This is a genomic window from Natrialba hulunbeirensis JCM 10989, from assembly GCF_000337575.1.
GTDB classification, from domain to species: Archaea; Halobacteriota; Halobacteria; order Halobacteriales; family Natrialbaceae; genus Natrialba; species Natrialba hulunbeirensis.
The window spans coordinates 57,682-76,955 of the sequence record NZ_AOIM01000036.1; the positions used below are offsets into that span (position 1 = coordinate 57,682).

Annotated in this window: 18 protein-coding genes; 7 read left to right on the top strand and 11 right to left on the bottom strand. The window is 63.7% G+C overall.

Going from position 1 to position 19,274, the window contains the following annotated elements:
• Positions 1 to 45 precede the first annotated feature (45 nt).
• A complete protein-coding gene (gene map, locus C483_RS13140) occupies positions 46 to 945 on the top strand; it encodes a type II methionyl aminopeptidase (protein ID WP_006653844.1) in 900 nt (299 codons plus the stop codon).
• 177 nt (positions 946 to 1,122) lie between these two features.
• On the opposite strand, the gene C483_RS13145 is transcribed toward map, so the two are convergent.
• The gene (locus C483_RS13145; protein WP_006653845.1) at positions 1,123 to 1,323 is read right to left on the bottom strand and encodes a DUF7835 family putative zinc beta-ribbon protein; all 201 of its coding nucleotides are present in this window, start codon (positions 1,321 to 1,323) and stop codon (positions 1,123 to 1,125) included.
• Between the two features lie 273 nt (positions 1,324 to 1,596).
• Here C483_RS13145 and C483_RS13150 point away from each other — a divergent pair, with 273 nt between their 5' ends.
• Both C483_RS13150 and C483_RS13155 read left to right on the top strand, forming a co-directional pair.
• Positions 1,597 to 2,136 (top strand): HIT family protein, encoded by a 540-nt coding sequence (locus C483_RS13150; RefSeq protein ID WP_006653846.1) that lies wholly within the window; start codon positions 1,597 to 1,599, stop codon positions 2,134 to 2,136.
• 63 nt (positions 2,137 to 2,199) lie between these two features.
• On the top strand, positions 2,200 to 2,610 hold the full coding sequence (locus tag C483_RS13155; protein WP_049912692.1) for a cupin domain-containing protein: 411 nt from the start codon (positions 2,200 to 2,202) through the stop codon (positions 2,608 to 2,610).
• A 51-nt stretch (positions 2,611 to 2,661) separates the two neighbouring features.
• Here the strand turns inward: C483_RS13155 and C483_RS13160 are convergent, their stop codons facing one another.
• On the bottom strand, positions 2,662 to 2,898 hold the full coding sequence (locus tag C483_RS13160) for a glutaredoxin family protein (RefSeq protein ID WP_006653848.1): 237 nt from the start codon (positions 2,896 to 2,898) through the stop codon (positions 2,662 to 2,664).
• 120 nt (positions 2,899 to 3,018) lie between these two features.
• Here C483_RS13160 and C483_RS13165 point away from each other — a divergent pair, with 120 nt between their 5' ends.
• Positions 3,019 to 3,501, top strand: coding sequence for a redoxin domain-containing protein (locus tag C483_RS13165; RefSeq protein ID WP_006653849.1), 483 nt, complete (start codon positions 3,019 to 3,021; stop codon positions 3,499 to 3,501).
• 170 nt (positions 3,502 to 3,671) lie between these two features.
• Positions 3,672 to 4,079: a hypothetical protein gene (locus tag C483_RS13170; RefSeq protein ID WP_006653850.1), complete on the top strand. Its 408-nt coding sequence runs from the start codon at positions 3,672 to 3,674 to the stop codon at positions 4,077 to 4,079.
• Positions 4,080 to 4,215: 136 nt separating this feature from the next.
• Here the strand turns inward: C483_RS13170 and C483_RS13175 are convergent, their stop codons facing one another.
• From C483_RS13175 to C483_RS13185, 5 genes are all read right to left on the bottom strand, one after another.
• A complete protein-coding gene (locus C483_RS13175; protein WP_006653851.1) occupies positions 4,216 to 6,210 on the bottom strand; it encodes a hypothetical protein in 1,995 nt (664 codons plus the stop codon).
• A gap of 50 nt (positions 6,211 to 6,260) precedes the next feature.
• Positions 6,261 to 6,446 (bottom strand): hypothetical protein, encoded by a 186-nt coding sequence (locus tag C483_RS20030; RefSeq protein WP_152419886.1) that lies wholly within the window; start codon positions 6,444 to 6,446, stop codon positions 6,261 to 6,263.
• Between the two features lie 163 nt (positions 6,447 to 6,609).
• The gene (locus C483_RS13180; protein ID WP_049912693.1) at positions 6,610 to 8,370 is read right to left on the bottom strand and encodes a hypothetical protein; all 1,761 of its coding nucleotides are present in this window, start codon (positions 8,368 to 8,370) and stop codon (positions 6,610 to 6,612) included.
• 302 nt (positions 8,371 to 8,672) lie between these two features.
• Positions 8,673 to 8,816, bottom strand: coding sequence for a DUF7564 family protein (locus C483_RS20260; RefSeq protein ID WP_160166261.1), 144 nt, complete (start codon positions 8,814 to 8,816; stop codon positions 8,673 to 8,675).
• Between the two features lie 114 nt (positions 8,817 to 8,930).
• Positions 8,931 to 9,605, bottom strand: a complete 675-nt coding sequence (locus tag C483_RS13185) for a hypothetical protein (protein ID WP_006653853.1) — start codon at positions 9,603 to 9,605, stop codon at positions 8,931 to 8,933.
• 282 nt (positions 9,606 to 9,887) lie between these two features.
• Between C483_RS13185 and C483_RS13190 the strand changes: the two genes are divergently transcribed.
• Positions 9,888 to 11,108, top strand: coding sequence for a DUF4352 domain-containing protein (locus C483_RS13190; RefSeq protein WP_006653854.1), 1,221 nt, complete (start codon positions 9,888 to 9,890; stop codon positions 11,106 to 11,108).
• Positions 11,109 to 11,151: 43 nt separating this feature from the next.
• Here C483_RS13190 and C483_RS20485 read toward each other — a convergent pair whose 3' ends face one another.
• Positions 11,152 to 11,328 carry a hypothetical protein gene (locus C483_RS20485; protein ID WP_169331427.1) on the bottom strand — a complete coding sequence of 59 codons (177 nt, stop codon included), beginning with the start codon at positions 11,326 to 11,328 and terminating at the stop codon, positions 11,152 to 11,154.
• Positions 11,329 to 11,937: 609 nt separating this feature from the next.
• On the bottom strand, positions 11,938 to 14,712 hold the full coding sequence (locus C483_RS13195) for a bacterio-opsin activator domain-containing protein (RefSeq protein WP_006653855.1): 2,775 nt from the start codon (positions 14,710 to 14,712) through the stop codon (positions 11,938 to 11,940).
• A gap of 848 nt (positions 14,713 to 15,560) precedes the next feature.
• Between C483_RS13195 and C483_RS13200 the strand changes: the two genes are divergently transcribed.
• Complete coding sequence (locus C483_RS13200) at positions 15,561 to 18,329, top strand: S8 family peptidase (RefSeq protein WP_006653856.1); 2,769 nt, start codon at positions 15,561 to 15,563, stop codon at positions 18,327 to 18,329.
• Positions 18,330 to 18,356: 27 nt separating this feature from the next.
• On the opposite strand, the gene C483_RS20490 is transcribed toward C483_RS13200, so the two are convergent.
• Both C483_RS20490 and C483_RS20035 read right to left on the bottom strand, forming a co-directional pair.
• Positions 18,357 to 18,527 carry a hypothetical protein gene (locus C483_RS20490; protein WP_169331428.1) on the bottom strand — a complete coding sequence of 57 codons (171 nt, stop codon included), beginning with the start codon at positions 18,525 to 18,527 and terminating at the stop codon, positions 18,357 to 18,359.
• A gap of 480 nt (positions 18,528 to 19,007) precedes the next feature.
• Positions 19,008 to 19,208, bottom strand: a complete 201-nt coding sequence (locus tag C483_RS20035; protein WP_152419887.1) for a hypothetical protein — start codon at positions 19,206 to 19,208, stop codon at positions 19,008 to 19,010.
• Between the last annotated feature and the right edge of the window lie 66 nt (positions 19,209 to 19,274).

Below are 19,274 nucleotides of genomic sequence, written 5' to 3' on the forward strand. Positions count from 1 at the left end.
ATCCGAGGCGGAACCTCTTTTTGTCGACCGGTCCAACCCGGAGGCATGGCCGAATCCGAGGACGTGGACCTCCAGTCCGAGCAGTACGAGAAGCACCGCGAAGCGGGCGAGATTCTCGCCCAGGTGCGCACAGAGACAGCCGACCGCGTCGAGGTTGGTGCGAGCCACCTCGAGGTCGCCGAGTACGCCGAGGACCGTATCCGCGAACTCGGCGGGAAGCCGGCGTTCCCGGTCAACATTTCGATCGACGAGGAGGCGGCTCACGCGACGCCCTCGATCGACGACGACTCGACGTTCGGCGAGGAGATGATCAACCTGGATATCGGCGTTCACATCGATGGCTGGCTCGCCGACACTGCGATCACTGTCGACCTCTCGGGCAATCCCGAACTCGCCGAAGCCTCCGAACAGGCTCTCGAGGCCGCCCTCGAGGTCGTCGAACCCGGCGTCGAAACCGGTGAAATCGGCGCAGAGATCGAGGATGTGATCAACGGCTACGGCTACAACCCGGTCGTCAACCTGACCGGTCACGGGCTCGGTCACTGGGAACAGCACACCAGTCCAAACATCCCGAACCGCGCGGTTTCGCAGGGAACGACGCTCGAAGTCGGCGATGTCGTCGCGATCGAACCGTTCGCGACCGACGGCGGCGGGAAGGTCACCGAAGGTGCGAGCGAGGAGATTTTCGCACTCGAGCGCGAGGGAACCGTCCGCAACCGGCAGGCCCGCGAGGCACTCGATCAGATCTCCGAGGAGTTCCGAACGTTGCCGTTTGCCACCCGCTGGCTCGAGACCGACCGCGCTGAGATGGCGCTGCGGCGACTCAAACGAAACAACATCGTCCACGGCTATCCGGTGTTGCAGGAAGACGAGGGTCATCTCGTCAGCCAGAAAGAACACACCCTGATCGTCACCGAGAACGGGTGTGAAGTGACGACGGAGTAGTCACTCACGGCTGGTCGCTGTACGTGTCAGTGTCAGTGTCCATGCCAGTGTCAGTGTCTGTGGCGGATGGCGGAATTAGGAGGACAGCAGTGCGGTCGTCACGTCCAACGGCGGAGACATACCGCAGACGGGGAGCACTTCGACAGCGATTCGCTCGGCTGAGTCCGAATCGACACGTTAGGCGTTGTTCATGCGCTGGCTCGACCGATTGCCACAGCGCTGGCACTCACAGACGCGATACGGTTCGCGGGAGAACTGTGCGTTTTCCTTTTTGACGCTTTCTGTGCGAATCTGTACGGAAACCTCATGCAGCGTATTCAGTTCGCAGTCGTCGCAGTATTCGGTAAGCCCGTTTATAGAGTCGTCCGTCGTTGCCATTGAGAAAAGAGTAGCTACAGTGAACTCTTAAATGCGCGTCTCATTTCGAATACTGAGTCATAACATCTGATATATCTAACGACGACCTAAGAGAAGCGGAGACAGTTTATACGACGTCCAGCAACCTCCAATCGAATTTCGAGCTACCCGTTACCAAGACAAGAGTCAACAACCATCTATAAAAGCGTTCCTGATTTCCATTGCACACAGAAATAGCGAGCAACAGCGCTTGCGAGACACAACCAGTAAGGAGTGTCACGCGCTAGCTCCGCCATGGAACAGGTGTTTGCCCCGTGGCGAATCGAGTGGATCAAACGGGACAAGGAAACCCCCGACGTCGACGACTGCGTTTTCTGTGAATTCCCCGAACGGGACGACGACCGGGAGAACCGCATCGTCGCCCGCAGCGAACACGCGTTCGTCCTTCTGAACAACTATCCCTACAATCCAGGGCACGTGATGGTGATTCCGAACCGCCACACCGGTGACTACGCCGACCTCAGCGACGAGGAACTACTCGACCATGCCCGACTGAAACAGCGTACGTTCGATGCACTCGAGTCCGCCCTGCAGCCGGACGGGTTCAACGCCGGACTCAACCTGGGGGAGGGTGCCGGCGGCTCGATTGGGGATCACCTCCACACGCACGTCGTTCCGCGCTGGCAGGGTGATACGAACTTCATGCCGGTGATCAGCGACACGACGGTGATCGTCGAAGCGCTCGCAGAGACGTACACACACGTCCACGAGGCGTTTGCCGACCAGGAGGGAGCGACCGTTCCGAACTCGGACCGAGCCGTCGTCTTCGAGTGAGACTGCAGTACGGGTCCGGCGGTCCGTACGTTTTTGCCCCAGTGTCTCGTGGTCACAGACAGCATGGAATACGACGTCGTACACACCGACGATGTGCCGTTGACGGATCTCTCGGAGATCGACGAGGTGCCACCAGATCTCCAGATCAGAGCGATCGACGACTTTCTGCCGAGTGATCACCTCCAGCTCAAACTCTGGTACTTCGAGCCCGGCGAGGAGATCCAGTACCACGCCCACGCGGAACAAGAGGAGCTGTACTACGTCCTCGAGGGCGAGTTCTCGCTGAAACTCGGGCGATCCGGCGAGGAAGAGTACGTCGAGGCCGGACCGGGCACGTTCTGGGTGGCAAAACCGGAAATCGGTCACGGCCATCGGAACGTCGGCGACGAGGAAGGCGTCGTGCTCGCGATCGGTGCGCCAGCCGTTGAGGATCCGGGACTGGATCCGCACGAACTGGACGCTGCTGACGAGTGATTGGTGCTGCGTTGTCGGAAGGTGTCGAAGGCTCTATCGGCCCACTCGCGCTCAGGCGTACGTCGACTCGAGATACTCGAGTATCCGTTCGGATTCGGCCATCGTCACGCCGTACTCGTCGTCGACGACGACCGGTACCTGGCGCTGGCCCGAGACGCGCTTGACTTCGTTTCGCTTCGAGTGTAATCCCTCGACCCAGACGCTCTCGAATTCGATATCGAGTTCCTCGAGTTCGTCGACGATGATCTCACAGAACGGACAGCCCTCGAGTCGGTAGAGTGTAACCATACGCCCGCGTTCGTGGCGCGGTCCTAAAAGCGTAGGTGCAGTGTCAATCGGCTCCCGGCAGTTGCGAACGATAGCGTGGGGCGACCGGAGCTTTTTGTCACCCGCGGCCAACGTCAGGCCATGGCACCGACCGAGGGCGATGTCGTTCCGAACTTCGAGGCCCCGCTGTGTGATGGAGAAACGTTCCGTTCGACCCCGCTTTCGGAGGCGCTTGGCCCACACGGCGGCGTCCTCGTCTGCACTGGCTTCGCGTTCAGCGCAATCGCTCGAAACTGGTGGACGCGTCTCGTCCGCGCCGGCTGGGCAGAACTGGACGACGTGGCCGTCCTCGGCATCAGCCGCGACGGCCCCTACGCCCAGAACGAGTTTCTCCGCTGGCTCGGCAGTCCCGACGTCCGGTTCGTCGCCGACGTCGACGGTGCGGCGAGCGATGCACTCGAGTTACGCACGTCTCGAGATGGGATGGCGAACGTGTCGACGCCGTGGCGGGCGGCGGTCGTCGTCGATTCACAGCGGCGGGTGCAGTACGCGTTCGTCGCGGATGACTGGATTTCGCCGTTGCCGCAGGCGGAGATCGAGGCTGCGATCGATTCGTTGTCGTGAGTGGGGACTCGAAAGAGGTGCCGAGCGGTAGGTGAGCCGTCAATGTGGTGCAGTGCAGCGCATGTCTGGTGGTTGTGGTTGCAATGTGGGAGGCACACGAACTCCCCACCGACGCCGGCTCTGAAGATAGACCGGTATGTATTTCTGCCCGATATTACAACCCAGTATATATGTCCCCTCCATCTTCGCCACCCTCCCCGCCGTCTGGTGACTCGTGGCCGACGGACGACTCGAGTACCCGCTCTCGCTCGTCGTCGCGGTCGAACAAGGGTGTTCCACTCGGACTGTGGATTATCGTCGGGATCGGTTTTCTCGGCGTGCTGGTCGGACTGTTCGCCTCGCTCGCACTCATCGGCGAGGGAGCAGGCGGCCTCGGGATGATCGTGCTCGCGCTGACCGCACTCGAGGCGGTCGTGCTCGTTGGGTTGCTCGGATTGCGCTACTGGGCACTTGTGGTCGCGCTCGTGGTCTACAGCTTCGGTGCACTGTTCGACCTGCTTACGGGTTCGTTGCTGGGGCTCATCGTGAGTATCATCATCGTCGGCTATTTGCTCTCGATTTCCGGGCGATTCGAGTGAGGCTGGGCAGTTTCGGTGTTTCGCAGCTGATTCTGCCAGTCTGAGACGCTGGCGAGGGGCACGATGTTGCGGTGTACGGAACACGCGAACACGCAATCACGCACGAAAAAGAGGGAAGTAGCTGTGGTCCGGCCGCTCACCCCAACACGAACGACTGTAGCGAGTCGAGTGCGGAGTTGATGGCTGCGGAGAGGCTCGATGCGTTTTCGTTTTCGGCGTCGTCATCGTCATCGTTGCCGTTGTCGTCGTCGTCGTCACCAGCCTCGGCTTCGTCAGCCTCCTCAGCATCATCGTCATCAGCCTCGTCGGACGCATCGGAATCCGCCGCTGCGCCTGACTCATCGTCACCGTTCGAACTGGCGTGGCCGCAGTTCGAGTCGTAGGACTCGACGAAGCTGCTCTCGTCGGATTCGGTCTGGAGCGTCGTGCGTTCGGAGTCGGCATCGGAGTCGCTGCGGGTGCTTTCCCGGTTGTCGACGTCGCTGTCACTGTCGTGCTGGTCGATGCTGTGCTCGCGTTCGCTCTCGTCGCTGCTCTCGCTGCGGTCGCTCTCGCTCAGGTCGCTGCTGGTGTCCTCGTCGCTTGCGGACTCGGTCTCGATATCGTTGTTCTCGACCGTATCGACACCCGTATCGCTCTCGCTGGCGGTCTCGCTCTCGGACTCGCTAGATTCGCTCAGGGTACTCTCGTCGAGGTCGCTCTCGTCGCTGTGCGTGCTCAGATCGCGTTCGCTCACGGTCCGGTCGCTCGAGACCTCGCTCTCGTCGAACTCGCTGCTCGACTGCTCGTTGTCGTTATCAGTGGTCTCCAGGCTGCTCTCGTCCTGCGTGCGCTCGCTGTCGGCGCTCGTGGTGTCGCTCTCGTCGCTTGCGGACTCGCTGTGGCTCCGGTCGCTGTCTGCGGAACTGGAGTCGCGCTCGCTCTCGTCGAAGGTGAGTTCGGCACCGTGGCGTTCGTTCTGGCTCGCGTCGAACTCGAGGTCGCCCTCTTCGGAGTGGTCGTGCTCGCTGTCAGCGCTGGTGGAGTCCTGCTGGGAAACGTCACGCTCGCTGGCGTCGCGTTCGGCTTCGTCCGTGGAGTGCTCGCTGGATTCGCTTTCGCTGTCACTGGACTCGCTGTCACTCTGCGTGTACTCCTCGGAGTCGCTGTCGCTGGTGCTTTCGATCCGGTCGAAGGTATCGCGGTCGTTTTCGCCACGATCGCTCTCGTCGCGTTCGTCGTGATCGGACTCGCTGTCGCTCTCAGAGAGTTCGCTCTCGTCGCTCACACTCTCCTCGGACTCGCTGTCGTACTCATCGAGTGACTGCTCGCTGAAGTCGCGGTCCGACGCGTCGAGGGTCTGTTCGTCGTGATCGCTTTCCTCGAGTTCACTCTCGTTTTCGCTCGTATCGATCGAGTGGGTGTCGCGCTCGCTCACCTCGAGATCGGCATCGTCGTAGTCGATGTCGGTCTCGCTGCGGTCGCGTTCGCTCTCGTCTGATTTGCTGTCGCTCTCGTCAGTGGTCACCTCGCTGTCGCTCGCGCTCGACTCGCTCTCGTCGGACTCGCTGTCACTCGCACTCGCGTTCTCCTCGCTGTGCGTGCTGTCGCGGTCTGCCGTGCTGTCGTCGCGCTCGCTGACGGTGCGGTCCACGTCGCTCTCGCTTTCGTCGAGTTCGACATCAGCGTCGTCGATCTCGCTCTGGCTCTCCGAGCGTTCTTCCTCGTCGACGGTGCTGACGTCGTAGTCGCTGCTCGAGTCGGATTGCTCGTCGCGGTCGTTCACCTCGGAACTGCTCTGATCGGACTCGGTACTCGAGTCGCTCGCGCTGTCGCTGTCGCTCTGTTCGCGCTCGGACTCGTCGACAGTGGTGGAACTGTCGTTCTCGCTGTCGAGTTCACTCAGTTCGCTTTCGGTGCTCGATTCGCGCTGGTCGCTACTGGTTCGTTCTCGGTCACTACTACTGTCGCTCTCGCTGTCTTCTGCTTCGTCGACGGTTGCCGTACTGTCGTCGACGGATTCGCCTTCGTCACAGCGGTCGTCAACCTGCATGGCTGCGCCGGGGCTCGCACCGGCGACGCCGCTAACGCCGACGGCGCTGGCAAGCAACAGGAGACCGACTACCGTGATGACTGTCAGTTTTCGGGTCATATTCTCTCGAAACCTATCCCGTAGGCCACTGCTGTCTTCGCCACTGGGTCTTAAGAACGGGAGACGAAGAACCGGGAAAGGACGGGCGCGTTGGGGGCTGGGGACGCCGATCTGACGACGAACGGATTGACGAGATGGTGTGTTCGGGCGGCCATTGCCCCGTGCTCGTGTCGGCGTCTGTGCTCGTACAGCGTGTCGGTGTTTTTGCCTTGCCCGTGGGTGTACTGTCGTTCCATCTGTCCACCATTCACCTGCTCTCTACCCACCAATCACCTGCCACCTATCCACCGATCACCTGCCACCTAGCCACTAATCACCTGCCACCTGCTCATCCAATCTAACCGCCAAAAAACGATTGTGAGAACGGACGACTCCACTGCTCAGTGCGCGCTCGCGCGGCTACTCGAGTGCACTCACGTCGACGTCGAAGGTCCCGTCGTCGTTGGGCGTGATGATGCCCTTGCGCTCGAGTTCCTGGATGCTGTCGCCGGTGACGATCAGCCGTTCGGAGATCGTCTCGCAGTCGGAGTCGGTCGTCTGTTCGCGCTCGGTCTGGTCGCGTTCGGTTTCGCTCTGCTCGCGCTCGGCGTCGCTGTCGGACTCGCTGCGGTCGCTGTCGTGAGTCTCGAGATCGCGCTCGTGTTCGCGCTCGGTGCGTTCGTGCTCGCGTTCGGATTCGTCGGCGCGCTCGCTGCGGTCGCGTTCGGATTCGTCGCGCTCGTGCTCACGGTCGCTGTTGCGCTCACGTTCGGTATCCCGGTCCTCGTACTCGTCCCTGCCGCTGTCGCGTTCGCGTTCGGTGTCGCGCTCGGAGGCGGTGGTTTCGCTCCCGTCGCGCTCGGTTTCATCCAGTTCTGCTGCGTACCGGCTGCCATCGCGCTCACTCAGGGAACGGTCGCTCGTCTCGTCGCGCTCGGTCCGCTCGCGCTGGTCGCGCTCTGAGTCGTTGTCCGTGGTTTCGAGGCTGCGGTCGTGCTGGTCGCGCTCGGTCTCGCTGCGGTCGCCCGCGACCGATTCGCTGTCGAACTCGTGGCGGTCACGCTCGCTGCTGGCGTCGTCGCTCTCCGCCTGCTCGCTCGCTGCACGCTCGGCGTCGGTCTGCTCTGCGTCGCGCTCGCTCTCCGTCTCGTCGCTCGACTCCGCGTGGTCGTCGACACGCTCGCTTTCACTCTCACGCTCGCGCTGTTCGTCCTCTCCTCCCGAATCACTCTCTCCGCGCTCGAACCGCTCCGCATCGAACTGGGTCGCGTCGCGATCACTCGCTGATGCCGCGTGATCCGTACTCGTACTCGAGTCCCGTTCGCTGTCGCGGTCGGTGGTGTCGCGCTCGCCGGCGGTGTGATCACGCTCCTCGGTCGAGTGCTCGTCAGCGTCTGAGTCCGTCGACTCGGTTTCGCTCTCGTCGCTCTCGACATCGCTATGTGCCTGTTCGCTCACCGCACGGTCCGTGTCGTCGGAGTCGATAGTGGCCTCGCTGCGGTCGCTCGTACGCTCATCTGCGCTTCGTTCGCTCTCGTCGCTGTCGCTGCGCTGCTCGGCGTCGCGGTCGTCACTCTCGTCTGCCGTGCGCTCGCGCTCGCCCGTGTCGTGCTCGCTGTGCGTGCTGTCAGCGTCGGACTCACTGTCCTCGCGTTCGGCGGTCTCGCGCTCGGCGTCGGATTCGCGCTCGTCGGTCTCGACATCCGTGTCGTCGACCTCGCGCTCGCTGCGGTCGCGTTCGCTCTCGTCGCGTTCCTCGGCGGTGCGCTCGCTGCTCGCGTCGCGCTCCTCGTCGCGGTCGTTCACTTCCGACTCGCTGTTGTCGCGGTCGTACTCGCTGTCCTGGCTGCTGTCGCGCTCACTTTCGTCGCGCTCGTGTTCGTCGAGTGCACTCGAGTTGTCGCGCTCGCTCTCGCGCTCACTTGTGTCGGAGTCGCGTTCGTTCTCGCGATGATCGGCGTTCGATCGGTCGCGTTCGCTCTCGCTTTGGCTCTCACGCTCGTCGGTTTCGGTCGTGAGATCCATGGTTTCGTCGAGGTGTTCGCTCACGTCGCATCGCTCGTCGTCGAGGCTGTAGACGACGGTCTGGTCGTCGCCGTCGGTGACGGAGCCGGTCGCGGCGACGACGCCGCCTAACACCAGCAGAGCGATGACCGCGAGGACACCCACGTGATCTCTCATGGTTTTGGTCCCATCCTGGTTCTGTGCGCTGATCTAGTGCGTTGCGCCCGTTCGGCGATCGAGATGAAAGGGTAGAGCGGGTCTGAGCTGCGACGAGACGAGAGGGGGCAGCCGAACGGTGCAGACGGATCGCTAGACGGGACGTGTTTCGCCGCTCGCGGTCAAAAAGAGGCGATGAAGGGTGGGGAAGGATCGGGGTGAACGCCGCTCGTTCGGGCCGTCGCTAGGCGGTTCGCCCACGAGCGAGTTGCCCCCAGTATTACGACTGAGTTGGGGTGGGTAGCCCGCTCTCCGGCCCCGTGCTACATCTCAACCTCACGGTTGCCGCCGGCTGCAATCGGACGGCAATCGGTACAGTAGTAGCCGTGATACGCGTTCTGCCGTTTGTAGGTCACCCCACAGGCGATGCACAGCGAGCCGGTTCGATGGAAGCGATAGCTCATCATATCGGTCCGAACGCGGGCACGAGTCGTATAGGATCGGTGAACGATGGAGACGAATCGGGTGTTCGCTCCCCGCCGGCGGTGTATCCGCGCCAACACGGGTCCCGAAACCGCGACTCAGCCGCCCGACTCGGCGACGATTTCGACGTTGTCACCCGCACCCTCCTGCGCGTCGGCGACCGGCCCGACACCCTGCAGGACGTACGCCGATGGATCGACCTCGACGCCGTCGACGGTGACGCTGACCGCATCGCCATCGGCCTCATCGAACTCCTGCTCGCCGATCACGAACCGATCTTCGGTGGTCTCCATCCCGAGGGTCTCGAGTGCGTACTCGATCGTCACGTCCTCGCAGTGGGCGTGCCAGACCGTCGCGTCGTCGGTCGCGTGGAAGTGGAAGCACTCGTCGGCCTCGATGTACTGTGGCTCGTTGAAGTCGACCACGGTGTCGTCGTACTGGACAGTCACCTGCCCGTGCTCGTGGATCTGCGCCGTCGGATCGGGCTGGACGGCCGCCGCGCTGGCGGGATCATCGGTGTCGAGAAAGATCAGGCCGTAGCCGACGGCGACCAGCAGCAAGACCAGGCCGACGCTGGCGTACACCGCCAGCGTTCGAATTCGGAGGGTACTCGAGTTCGTGTTCGTGTGTCCGCCCGATGCCGACCCAGTTGGCTCGAGGCCGACGCGTCGCTGGTCGATTCGTGAGAGGTCGTCTGCGTGGGCCCGGAGGAGGTGGTCCTCGTACTCGTCGTCGGAGACGGTGGCCGCACAGTAGGAGCACTGAGTTGGCATCTCACTGGTGGCTCTCGGACGACACAGGGCATGAAGAGTGGTCGAAGAATCGGGTATACTCAGTCTGTATGTCACATCTGCCCGAGACGCGTACGGCCATCACCACCGGTGGCCTTGTCCCTCACTATCGGGCGTCATGGTCTGCTTACGACCAGGTGTCGTCGCCCGCTGGCCGTCGATCACTAGGGCTCTCCGTTACCGTCGCACCATCGGCACCACCCGTTCCCCATCCGCCGTCGATCTTCACCCACCGTACTTGCTGTGACGTGACCGCTCTTTCGTATGGAGCGACCCGACCGTCGAACGTACCTCGCTGCGGTCGCTGGCAGTGCGGTCGCCATCGCCGGCTGTTTCGGCGACGGCCCGGACGATCCCTCCCCAGCCGACGCGGAGAACGCGACCGACAACTCCGAGGCGGGAGACGAGTCCGACTTAGACGAGGATGCGACGAACGGCGATGCTACTGACGAAGACACCGATGATGCCGACGATACCGACGATACCGACGACACCGACGAAACGACAACCGCACTCGAGTTCGACCTCGGACAGCAACTCGAGATCGGTGACCTCGCGATCGTCGTCGCCGACAGCGACGTGACGGACGACGTCGTCGATGTTGACGGCGACCCCCTCGAGGTGGGAAGTGGTGCGGCAGTCGCTGTCGTCGATGTTGCCACACAGTACATAGACACCGGCACCGACGCTGGAGCAGCGGCCGTCGAAACTGTCGGTGATGTGCTCGAGATGACACTCCTGGTCGACGAGCAACCTGCAGAGCCGCTTGCGACCCCGCTATCGCCGCCGCCCACCTTCGAGGGGGCCAGGCTTGCACCGGGAGAGGTCAGCCGTACGGCGGTCGGCTACGAGGTTGACGCCGACGTGGATACCGACGCGCTCGTACTCGAACTCGAGCCGGTCGACGCGAGTGATGCGGTGATGGATCCGGACAGCGATGCGGATGCAGATACAGACGCCGCCGACGGCAACGACGATGACGACACCAACGGTGACAGCGACAACGACAACACCGAGGCCACGTCCGCACTCGTCGACCTCGGTACCGATCGTGATGAGTCAGACATGACGGTCCTCGAGCAGGAACTGCCCGACTCGCTCGGCTTCTCGGAAGCAGCCGAACACGACGGACTCACGGTCACCGTCGACGGCCTCCAGCACGGGAACAACCTCGGCGGGTTCATGCAGTCCGACGAGGGCCACGAAATCGTCGCCGTCAGCGCGACGGTCGAAAACACGAGTACTCGAGACCGCGACCTCACGCCAGCACAGGTCAGACTCACGGACGGGTTCGGATGGAGCCAGGCGGCCGCGCCCAGCGTGTTACGCGCGCTCGCCGATTTCGACGGTGTGACGATCGACGCCGGCGAAACGTACGACGGGACGATCACCTACCAGATCGAGACCGGTATCGACGCGCTGTACTGGGTGTTCGACTTCGGCGAGTGGGGGACGGATCGACGCGAGAGTTGGCAACTACGGTAGCGCAGTTACGCCAGCCAAAACAGGGATTGGGCTCTCCGCTATTCTACAGGAGCGCGTTATCGACACGGAGTGCGTTCGTTTCATCGGTTTCGTACGCCGCCATGATGAGGCCGACCACTTCTGGGTTCGACGGCTCGTATCCGAGTTGCTGTTCCATACTGGCTTTGATCTCCTCGAATCGATCGCTCTTCGATCCGTAGAGTTTGATGTGTGAGGTCATGGGAATCGCTTCCGTTGGGCAGAGTGTGATGGGCGTCTGTGGTGGAGTGGGGTCTGTGGACTCGAGTACACTCGACGAACACGAGGTGAGTGGGTATCCCTCGTGTGCGCTTGTGCGCTGGTAACGGCCAGTCGCAAACGTGGACTATGACTCCTTGCTACTGGCTTTGCTACCGTGTTCTTCGGCGCTCCGCGCTGCCGACATCACCGGCTGTTCCGTCTCGGTTCGCCGTGGGCGATCGATTCGTGGGAATCGACGGCACTGCCGGTTGGAGTCGCCACGCAGTCACGCAACAGCCTCGGACCCGGCACCACGACGCGATCGTGTGGGATAGCAGCATCCGCGTCTCGGTATGCAGCTACGCATTCGGACCGGTGTAGCGGTTTTGCGAGTAGTGCGCCGATGGAGCGGCGACAACCGGCACAGAACGACAACGGACCGTCACACACCACGGCGGATCGCTGCTATACGTCCACAAACGATACGCTGTGGGGTGAGTTGTCTGCCTATGTGGTTGGATGCCGGCGGCCCTAGATCCGTCGGCTCTATCGCTTCGCGCCCTGCGAGTGCTCGTATCCGATCTCTCCGATCCACGTTCACCACCCACTTTCACCTTCCAGCACGCTCCTCGTCGCTGCCCTCGTCCCGAGCAAACACCAACTCCAGCAGCTTCCGTTCGGCGACCCGAAGATGCGTGTTGAACGTCGGCTGCGCAATCTCCAGCATCTCGGCGACCGCCGCGCCACTCGTCTCCCGTGGAATGTCGAAATAGCCGCTCACGAACGCCGTCTCGAGTGCCTCGAGCTGGCGCGCCGTCAACGCCGACTCGAGTTCCGCCCGGAACCCATAGCCAGGTCTGGCGTCGACCTCTCGTTCGCGTCGCCGCACGAGCGTCGAATCGGGGTAGAGCCGGCTGACGAACTCGACGAACTCCCGTACGTCCGTCTGTGCGGGCAGCGAAACGACCAATCGGCCCGCCTCTTCGCTCGCCTCCTCGCTCGCCGCTCCGCCCGCCGAAATCCGCCGCGGGACGACGCCGTACTCGAGTAGCCGTGCGACGAGTGTCTCCTCGGTGAGCGTACACTCGAACAGCTGTCTGTCGCCGTGGGTGGTGACGAGTTGAGCGTCCGACACCGATGGTGAGCGTGCGGCCAGTTCGAGGATCGTCTCCTCGGTGGCGTTCTCGACCGTAAAAAAGCCTCGAATCGACCCCTCCGGTCGTGAGACGGCCGTTTCGAACTCGACTGCTCCACCCGTCTCCCGGGCCCACTCGAGCAACTCGATGTCCTCGCCTCGAAGCTGGAACTCGAGTTCGACCTCGCTGTGGCCGACCAGCGCCGTGCGCGTTTCGATGGCGTTGCTCGCCTGGGCAACCCACACGCCGAGGTCGGTAAGGAGTCGACGCTCGTCCGCGTCGAAGGCGGTCGGCCGCTCGCTGTACACCGTCAGGCCACCGTAGGACCGCTCGCGAAAGACGAGCGGCACGGCGAGGACCGCGCGAATACCCTGGCTGACGGCGGTCTGTCGCCAGTGCTGGTCGATCGATCCCGAAGCTGACAGCAGTCGCCGGTACGTGCACGGCTCGAGCGTTCGGAGCGTCGATGCCATCGGCTCGCCCTCGTCGACGAGCGCGTCCACGCTTGCGTCGGGGGACTCGAGTCCCTCCTGCTGGGTACCTGCCCAGGCGCGGTCTCGAACCGTCACCGTCTCGCCGGCGCTGTCGAGGGCTGCGATTCGGGCGACGGCGTAGCGCTCGCTCGCGATGAGTGAGTCACAGACGCGCGTCTCGAGTTCGCCGCGCGTCCAGGCGGTGCTGATCGCACGGGCGACAGCGCACACGAGTTCGATCGTCTCGGTGAGCGAGTCGACCGACCCGGTTGCAGCGTCGAGATCCGTCTCACAGGTGTCCAGGTCGCGCTTCGCAGCGACGCGATCCAGTACTGTCCCCGCCGTCGCGCCGACGAGACGGACGAACGCCTGGTCGAGCGCGGTCAGCCGCGGTGTCTCATCCCCGTTGGTACCCGACGCTGACCGTGATCGTCTCTGTGCTGCACTCTCGTGGACGCCGGCGACGAGCACGCCGTGTGACCCGATCGGTGTGACGAGCCCGCACGCACGTCTCGGATCCGTCACCGTCGTCGGGGTCCCACGCTGGAGACCGGCGACGAACACCGGTTCTCGGTCGAGAAAGGCACGACTGAGCGGGCGTGTCTGCTCTACGAGTGAGACGGTTCGGTCGAACTCGCCGGCGCGCGTTGTCGCCTGCCGGCGGAGTGCATCACGCTCCTCGTCGTAGCAGTAGACTGCCGCGACAGTCGTCGTGGCCGTCGTGGCCGTCACCGACCGCCTGCTACCGGGCCGACTGCCGCTCTCGACGGTGTCGACGATTGTCCCACAAAACTCCCTCATTCCCGAGTCATCCGGCTCGACACGCGTGTTTGCGAGGGATTCGATACCGAGCAGTGCCCGCTCGAGACCATATGTCGTACTTCCGGCCTTGCTGTCCGTTGGGTGGGTCGTCTGTTCTCGATCCCCATCCCCATCCCCATCCCCATCCCCATCCCCATCCCCATCTCCTTCTCCCTCTTCACCCTCTCTCCTTTCCTCTCCCGCTCCCCTGGTCCCCTCGCGCCAACTCTGGTCGAAAACCGTACAGACGAACGCCGCCCGAACGCGAACGAGCGAGACGAGCGCTGGGAATCGCTGTGCGGAACGCAGGGCAGTCACCGATCCGACCGCCGACCCGCGCGTCCACGCTCGCTGGGCGATAGACTCGAGTACCGTCGTCTCGTCGTCGGGAAAGACGCCGGTCCAGGAGGTCCCAATCAGGTGATCCCGGTGGTCGCCATGGAGAGCAGCGTGACTCGCGCTGACGGCAGTGAACGTGAGTGATTCGTCGAGGACGCTGCTGCCGACCAGCGCAGTATCGGACGGACGGTCCGCGCGCGCCGTGTCCTCGCTTGCTCGTTCGCTACCGACGAGGGCGCTGATTCGTGCTCCGAGCGTCCAGTAGCCGGCGTCGTCCGCATCGATCCGCACGAAATCCGTCGCGCCCGCGGACAGCGCGTGCTCGATGCGCTCCTCATCACGTACTGTCGAGAAGACGACGACGGGGAGGTCGGAATCGACCGCTCGAATCGCCCGGAGCGGCGACCGATCGGAACTCGCCGACGGGCTGTGGCCGGTGACGACACAGTCGACCAACTCGAGACGCTCGGCGAACGCATCGTCGTCGGTCGAGGACGCGACCTGTGCGTGGATGCCGAACTCGGCGTCGAACACGGCCGTTGCGGCGCGGGCAGTCCGCTCGTCCGTGTCGACGAAGAGGACGCGGATCGGTTCGGGCGAGTCGGGCGCGCGTCGCGTTGGTGTCGTGCTGTTCATCGAGAGTCACACTCCGGGTGCACTGGCAACGCAGACGGATCCCGTCGCCGGGTGAGGAGGGGCGAAGCGGTGTCCGGTGTGGGTGGTGGCCGTAGACCGTAGGCCGTGGGCCGTGGGTCATGGACCATGGATGGTGGATCGCGCACCGCGGACCGTGAATGGTGGACCGCACACCGCGGACCGTGAATCGTGAGCCAGAGCCGACCGTTGCTTTCACTCGCCACTCCGGCAGGACCACGCCGGCAGCCAGTCGTGCTGATTGTGAGGCGAGACGAACCGGACGGTGTCGTACTAGCACTCCCTCCAGTGAGAGAACTGCCGTGCCGATGCCCGTTATCAGCCACAACCGACGTACGTTACACGGCTGTTGGGCCAGGGACTCGAGGGCGTGTCCGTCGAAACTGTCGGCTATCGGACCGGCCTACTCGAGTCCGGTCCAGTGGCGATTCGCTGCCGCGATAGGGGTCGCTATTCATATCGACTCGAGTGTCGCCGACCCACGATTCAGATAGCGCCAGCCGTTTTGTCGATGTCTGCGTGAACCCCAGTCGACGAAGTCTATGATAGGACAGGGAGGAACTGCCCCATCCGACGACGAATCGACACCGTTCTCTCAGCATACTCACGACGCCGACTCCCAGCAGCCCACGGCGCGTGATGAGGGCGATCGCGACGAGCACTCGGGTCCACCCGACGCACATCGGGACTCGCCGGTGTGTCCGAGACCATGGCGATCCAGCGCTGTGATCGCCACGGCGTTCGACACGGTTTCGAGAGTCGTTCCGCCGCCGTGGCGCAGTCGTTTCCAGTCGGGAGCAGTCAGCCGGTCGCGCTGGCGCCCCCTCGAAATGGCATCATCGATTCGCCTCCTCGTCACGCTGGCACTGGTCTGTGCTGGCCGTCCAATCACCCGGCGCACCTCGCTCGGCGCACTCGCCGGTGCGGTACTCACCGGATTCGGCGTTACCGCCGGGTCGGCGACCGACTCGGACGAACTGACCGAGAACAGTGGTGACGACACCAGTGACGCCGATGAGCCGACCGACGACCTACCGCGGTACGTCGTCGGCCTCGAGCCCGGCACGGCCACCGAAAGCGTTGCCCGCACCGCCTCGACAGTCTACCGCTCGCTCGGACTCGCCTCGAGTGGCAGTGTCGTCGTCGGTGCGTTCGACGAGGACGCACGCGAGGAACTCGAGTCCCGTTCGGACGTCCGGTACGTCGAACCGGATCACAAGCGGGTACAGGCGGTTCGAAGCAGTGACAACGGGACAAATCGCCAGCGCACCGGCGAACCCAACGACACCGTCGACCTGACCGACGAACAGCGAACGCCCTGGGGCGTCGAACGAATCGGTGCCGCCGAGGTCCACGAGCGCGGCACCGGCGAGGCAGATGCGACTGTCGCGATTCTCGACTCCGGTATCGACCCCGAACACGAGAGCCTCGACGTTCCCGACGGACGGGCGTTCGCCGACTGTGCCGGCAGCGACTGCGCTGCCGACTGGGACGACGAAACCGGTCACGGCACCCACTGCGCCGGCACCGTCGCCGCACTGGACAACGACACCGGCGTCGTCGGCGTCGCACCCGAGGTCGAACTCTGTGCGCTCAAGGTGCTCGCTGGCGACGGCTCGGGTTACGACTCGGACATTGCTGCCGCCATCGAGTGGTGCGCCGACAATGACATCGATGTCATCAACCTGAGTCTCGGCGGGAGCGACGAAGCGCAGGTACTCGAGGACGCCCTGCGTTACGCCTACGATCGCGACGTATTGATCGTCGCCGCGGCGGGCAATGCGGGCGCGGCTGGCGGGGTCGATTATCCGGCCGCGTACGACGAGTGTATCGCCGTCGGCGCGACGAACGACCACGACGAAGTGCCTGACTGGTCGGCCCGCGGCGACACCATCGAACTCGTCGCGCCGGGTGAGGCCGTCCTCTCGACCAAGCCGGGCGACGAGTACGTCTACCTCGAGGGAACCTCCATGTCGACGCCCCACGTCGCCGCAATTGCGGCCCAACTGCTGGGACAGGGGCTCGCCCACGCCGACGACACGGACGACGCCGACGAGCCGGGTGGCGTTCGCGGGGTCCTCCGCGAGAGCGCCGACGACATCGGTGCGGCAGACGACGAACAGGGGTTCGGCCTCCTCAACGCCTTCGAGGCACTCGAGTCGGTCGACCCTGTGACGACTGGCGACGTCACGGACGTTCGGGCCAGCACTGCCACGCTCACCGGGGAGCTTCGATCGAACGCCGACGTAGAGTCAGCGGAGTGTTGCTTCGAGTGGCGGCAGGTTGACGAGGAGTGGGCCAGAACGGAGCCCAACTCGGTCGAGCGGGGTGAGTCGTTCAGCGCCGCACTCGAGGACTTACAGCCCGAAACGACGTACGACGTTCGGGCCGTCATGCTCGCCGATGGTGGAACGAGCGAGGGTGAGGGTGGAAATGGAGACGGAGACGGAGACGACGAAACCGACGACACTGACGGCGACGACGAGACAACCGCGAGCATCGTCACCTTCGAAACCGGACGCGACGAACTCGCCGTCGAAACCACCGCCGTCGAGGCGGACGACCACCGGACGCTGCAGGCAACCGGCTCGCTCGAGGGCATTCGTGACGTAGATACTGACAGCGACGCCGACACCAACACCAGCTCCGTCACCGCATCGTTCCGCGTCCGACCGGAAGACGAAGAGAACTGGGACTCGACTGACGCGCAGGTACTCGAGTCGATCGGCACGTACGAGGAGACGATTTCGGGACTCGAACCGGAGACGGTGTACGAAGTTGAGGCGGTCGTCGTTGCTGGCGACGGTGCTGTCGATGGGACCGACGATGCAGGCAACGAACGGGCGGGCGATGGGGAGAACGGGGACGAAGACGAGAACGAGGGCGACGAGACCACCGGCGGCATCGTCACGGCCGAAACGGACCCCGAACCCGGACTCCCGTCGATCGACCGCTTCGAACTCACAGACGACAGCAACGGCCAGTTCGTCCGTTGTGCGGTCAACTGGGGTGTGAGCGTGTCGAACGGCGAACTCGAACTCGTCGAGACGGAGTTGCGGTACGCGACGGATAGTGATGGCGACGGTGACGGTGGCGGTGACGGCGATGGCCCCCTCCACCACGTCGTCACCGAACTCGAAGACCAGAGCGAGGAAAGCGGCATCCACACGCTCAGACACAGCGACCGACTCGAGGGCGCCGGCGAATCGTACGCCGTCACGATCACCGTCACCGACACCGACGGCAACACGACCGACGCGACCGAACAGCTCACCCTCGACGAGCGCTCCCCGCCACCGAGCATCGACCAGTTCGACGTCACGACGGACGACTTCCTCGGCACCCCCGAAGCCGTCGTCGACTGGGCCGTCTCCGACGAGGGCGGCGAACTCGACGGCGTCGTACTCGAGTTGCGCCGCGACGGCTCGCTCGTCGACGAGGCGGGTTCGATGGCGCGAGACGAGGACGCATCGGGAACGGATTCGCTCAGGGCCGACGATGCGGAGGGGAGCGGAACGTACGAGGTGTCGATTCGGGCGACGGACTACTTCGAACAGGTGGGTGAGGAGACTGAGACGGTCGAACTCGCGGGTGAGTGAGGCTGGCGTAGCGACTGAGTCTTGCAGTTATCGTTTCGGTCGTCGCTCTGTCGGGAGCGTTTCCAGGTCGAGACCGGCCATCAGGAGGCCGAGTACTTCCGGGTTGCTCAGTTCGTATCCCATTCGCTCGCTCAGTTCGGCTTTGACCTGCTCGAACCGCTCGGCCTTCGAGCCATGGAGTTTGATGTGTGTCGTCATAGACTGTACCAGCGGGCCGGTTTCGGCTCCGCTGCGTTCCTGGGTCCGTCGGTACCGTTCCAGTGTCGGTTCTGCGTCCGCGCGTCGATGAGTCGTGTCCGGTATCTGTGTTGCATGGGTGGTCTCGGCTGGCTATCGGCTGGACACGATCCCGGTCGCTTCGCCGCGAGTCTGTTCGTGTCGTCAACGGAAACGAAAACGGGAACGGCGTACCTAAACCCCAGTCGAAGCAGTGGTGTCGATGGAGAAAGGTGGCACCCATCCGGCGTGGAAAACGGGCGGTTCCGTCCTCGCCCGTGTTCCGTTTCGGCTCGACTTGTTTCGGTTCGGCCCGTGCTCCGTCGCGTACGTGGCCATTAGACTGAGGTCCGTATGTGGCCACCAGACTGAGTCCCGTACGTGGCCACCGGGCTGACATCCATACGCGACTGCCACACGTAGCTCATCTGACCGCGCCGTTCGAACGTCGCCTACGGCAACTCAAACGGCCCGCCGAAGCGAAACGGACACTGTCGATCGAATCCACGCGCGCTCTGCTCGTTCGTCGTAAATCGTGACACGGCCGGTGTGGTCGACATCTGCGACGATCGTCGACGGAATCGGCGATGGCTCGGCGGCGGTGCGTGCGTCGCTGGAACGGTCCTCTGCTGGCATGGTTTCGTGGGCGGGCGATCTGTTCACCGTTCTCCGTCTCGGTTTCTCAATATCCCTTCCGTCACTCCGACTCTCCGTTTCTCAACACACGTC

Bases quoted from the DNA above. Each gene is read 5' to 3' on its own strand.
- C483_RS20485 (WP_169331427.1), bottom strand. From the start codon at position 11,328: ATGACCTCACACATCAAACTCTACGGATCGAAGAGCGATCGATTCGAG.
- C483_RS13200 (WP_006653856.1), top strand. From the start codon at position 15,561: ATGGCATCATCGATTCGCCTCCTCGTCACGCTGGCACTGGTCTGTGCT.
- C483_RS20260 (WP_160166261.1), bottom strand. From the start codon at position 8,816: ATGATGAGCTATCGCTTCCATCGAACCGGCTCGCTGTGCATCGCCTGT.
- C483_RS13160 (WP_006653848.1), bottom strand. From the start codon at position 2,898: ATGGTTACACTCTACCGACTCGAGGGCTGTCCGTTCTGTGAGATCATC.
- C483_RS13170 (WP_006653850.1), top strand. From the start codon at position 3,672: ATGTCCCCTCCATCTTCGCCACCCTCCCCGCCGTCTGGTGACTCGTGG.
- C483_RS20030 (WP_152419886.1), bottom strand. From the start codon at position 6,446: ATGGAACGACAGTACACCCACGGGCAAGGCAAAAACACCGACACGCTG.
- C483_RS13155 (WP_049912692.1), top strand. From the start codon at position 2,200: ATGGAATACGACGTCGTACACACCGACGATGTGCCGTTGACGGATCTC.
- C483_RS20490 (WP_169331428.1), bottom strand. From the start codon at position 18,527: ATGACGACACACATCAAACTCCATGGCTCGAAGGCCGAGCGGTTCGAG.
- C483_RS13150 (WP_006653846.1), top strand. From the start codon at position 1,597: ATGGAACAGGTGTTTGCCCCGTGGCGAATCGAGTGGATCAAACGGGAC.
- C483_RS13195 (WP_006653855.1), bottom strand. From the start codon at position 14,712: ATGAACAGCACGACACCAACGCGACGCGCGCCCGACTCGCCCGAACCG.
- map (WP_006653844.1), top strand. From the start codon at position 46: ATGGCCGAATCCGAGGACGTGGACCTCCAGTCCGAGCAGTACGAGAAG.
- C483_RS13185 (WP_006653853.1), bottom strand. From the start codon at position 9,605: ATGCCAACTCAGTGCTCCTACTGTGCGGCCACCGTCTCCGACGACGAG.
- C483_RS13165 (WP_006653849.1), top strand. From the start codon at position 3,019: ATGGCACCGACCGAGGGCGATGTCGTTCCGAACTTCGAGGCCCCGCTG.
- C483_RS13190 (WP_006653854.1), top strand. From the start codon at position 9,888: ATGGAGCGACCCGACCGTCGAACGTACCTCGCTGCGGTCGCTGGCAGT.
- C483_RS13145 (WP_006653845.1), bottom strand. From the start codon at position 1,323: ATGGCAACGACGGACGACTCTATAAACGGGCTTACCGAATACTGCGAC.
- C483_RS13180 (WP_049912693.1), bottom strand. From the start codon at position 8,370: ATGAGAGATCACGTGGGTGTCCTCGCGGTCATCGCTCTGCTGGTGTTA.
- C483_RS13175 (WP_006653851.1), bottom strand. From the start codon at position 6,210: ATGACCCGAAAACTGACAGTCATCACGGTAGTCGGTCTCCTGTTGCTT.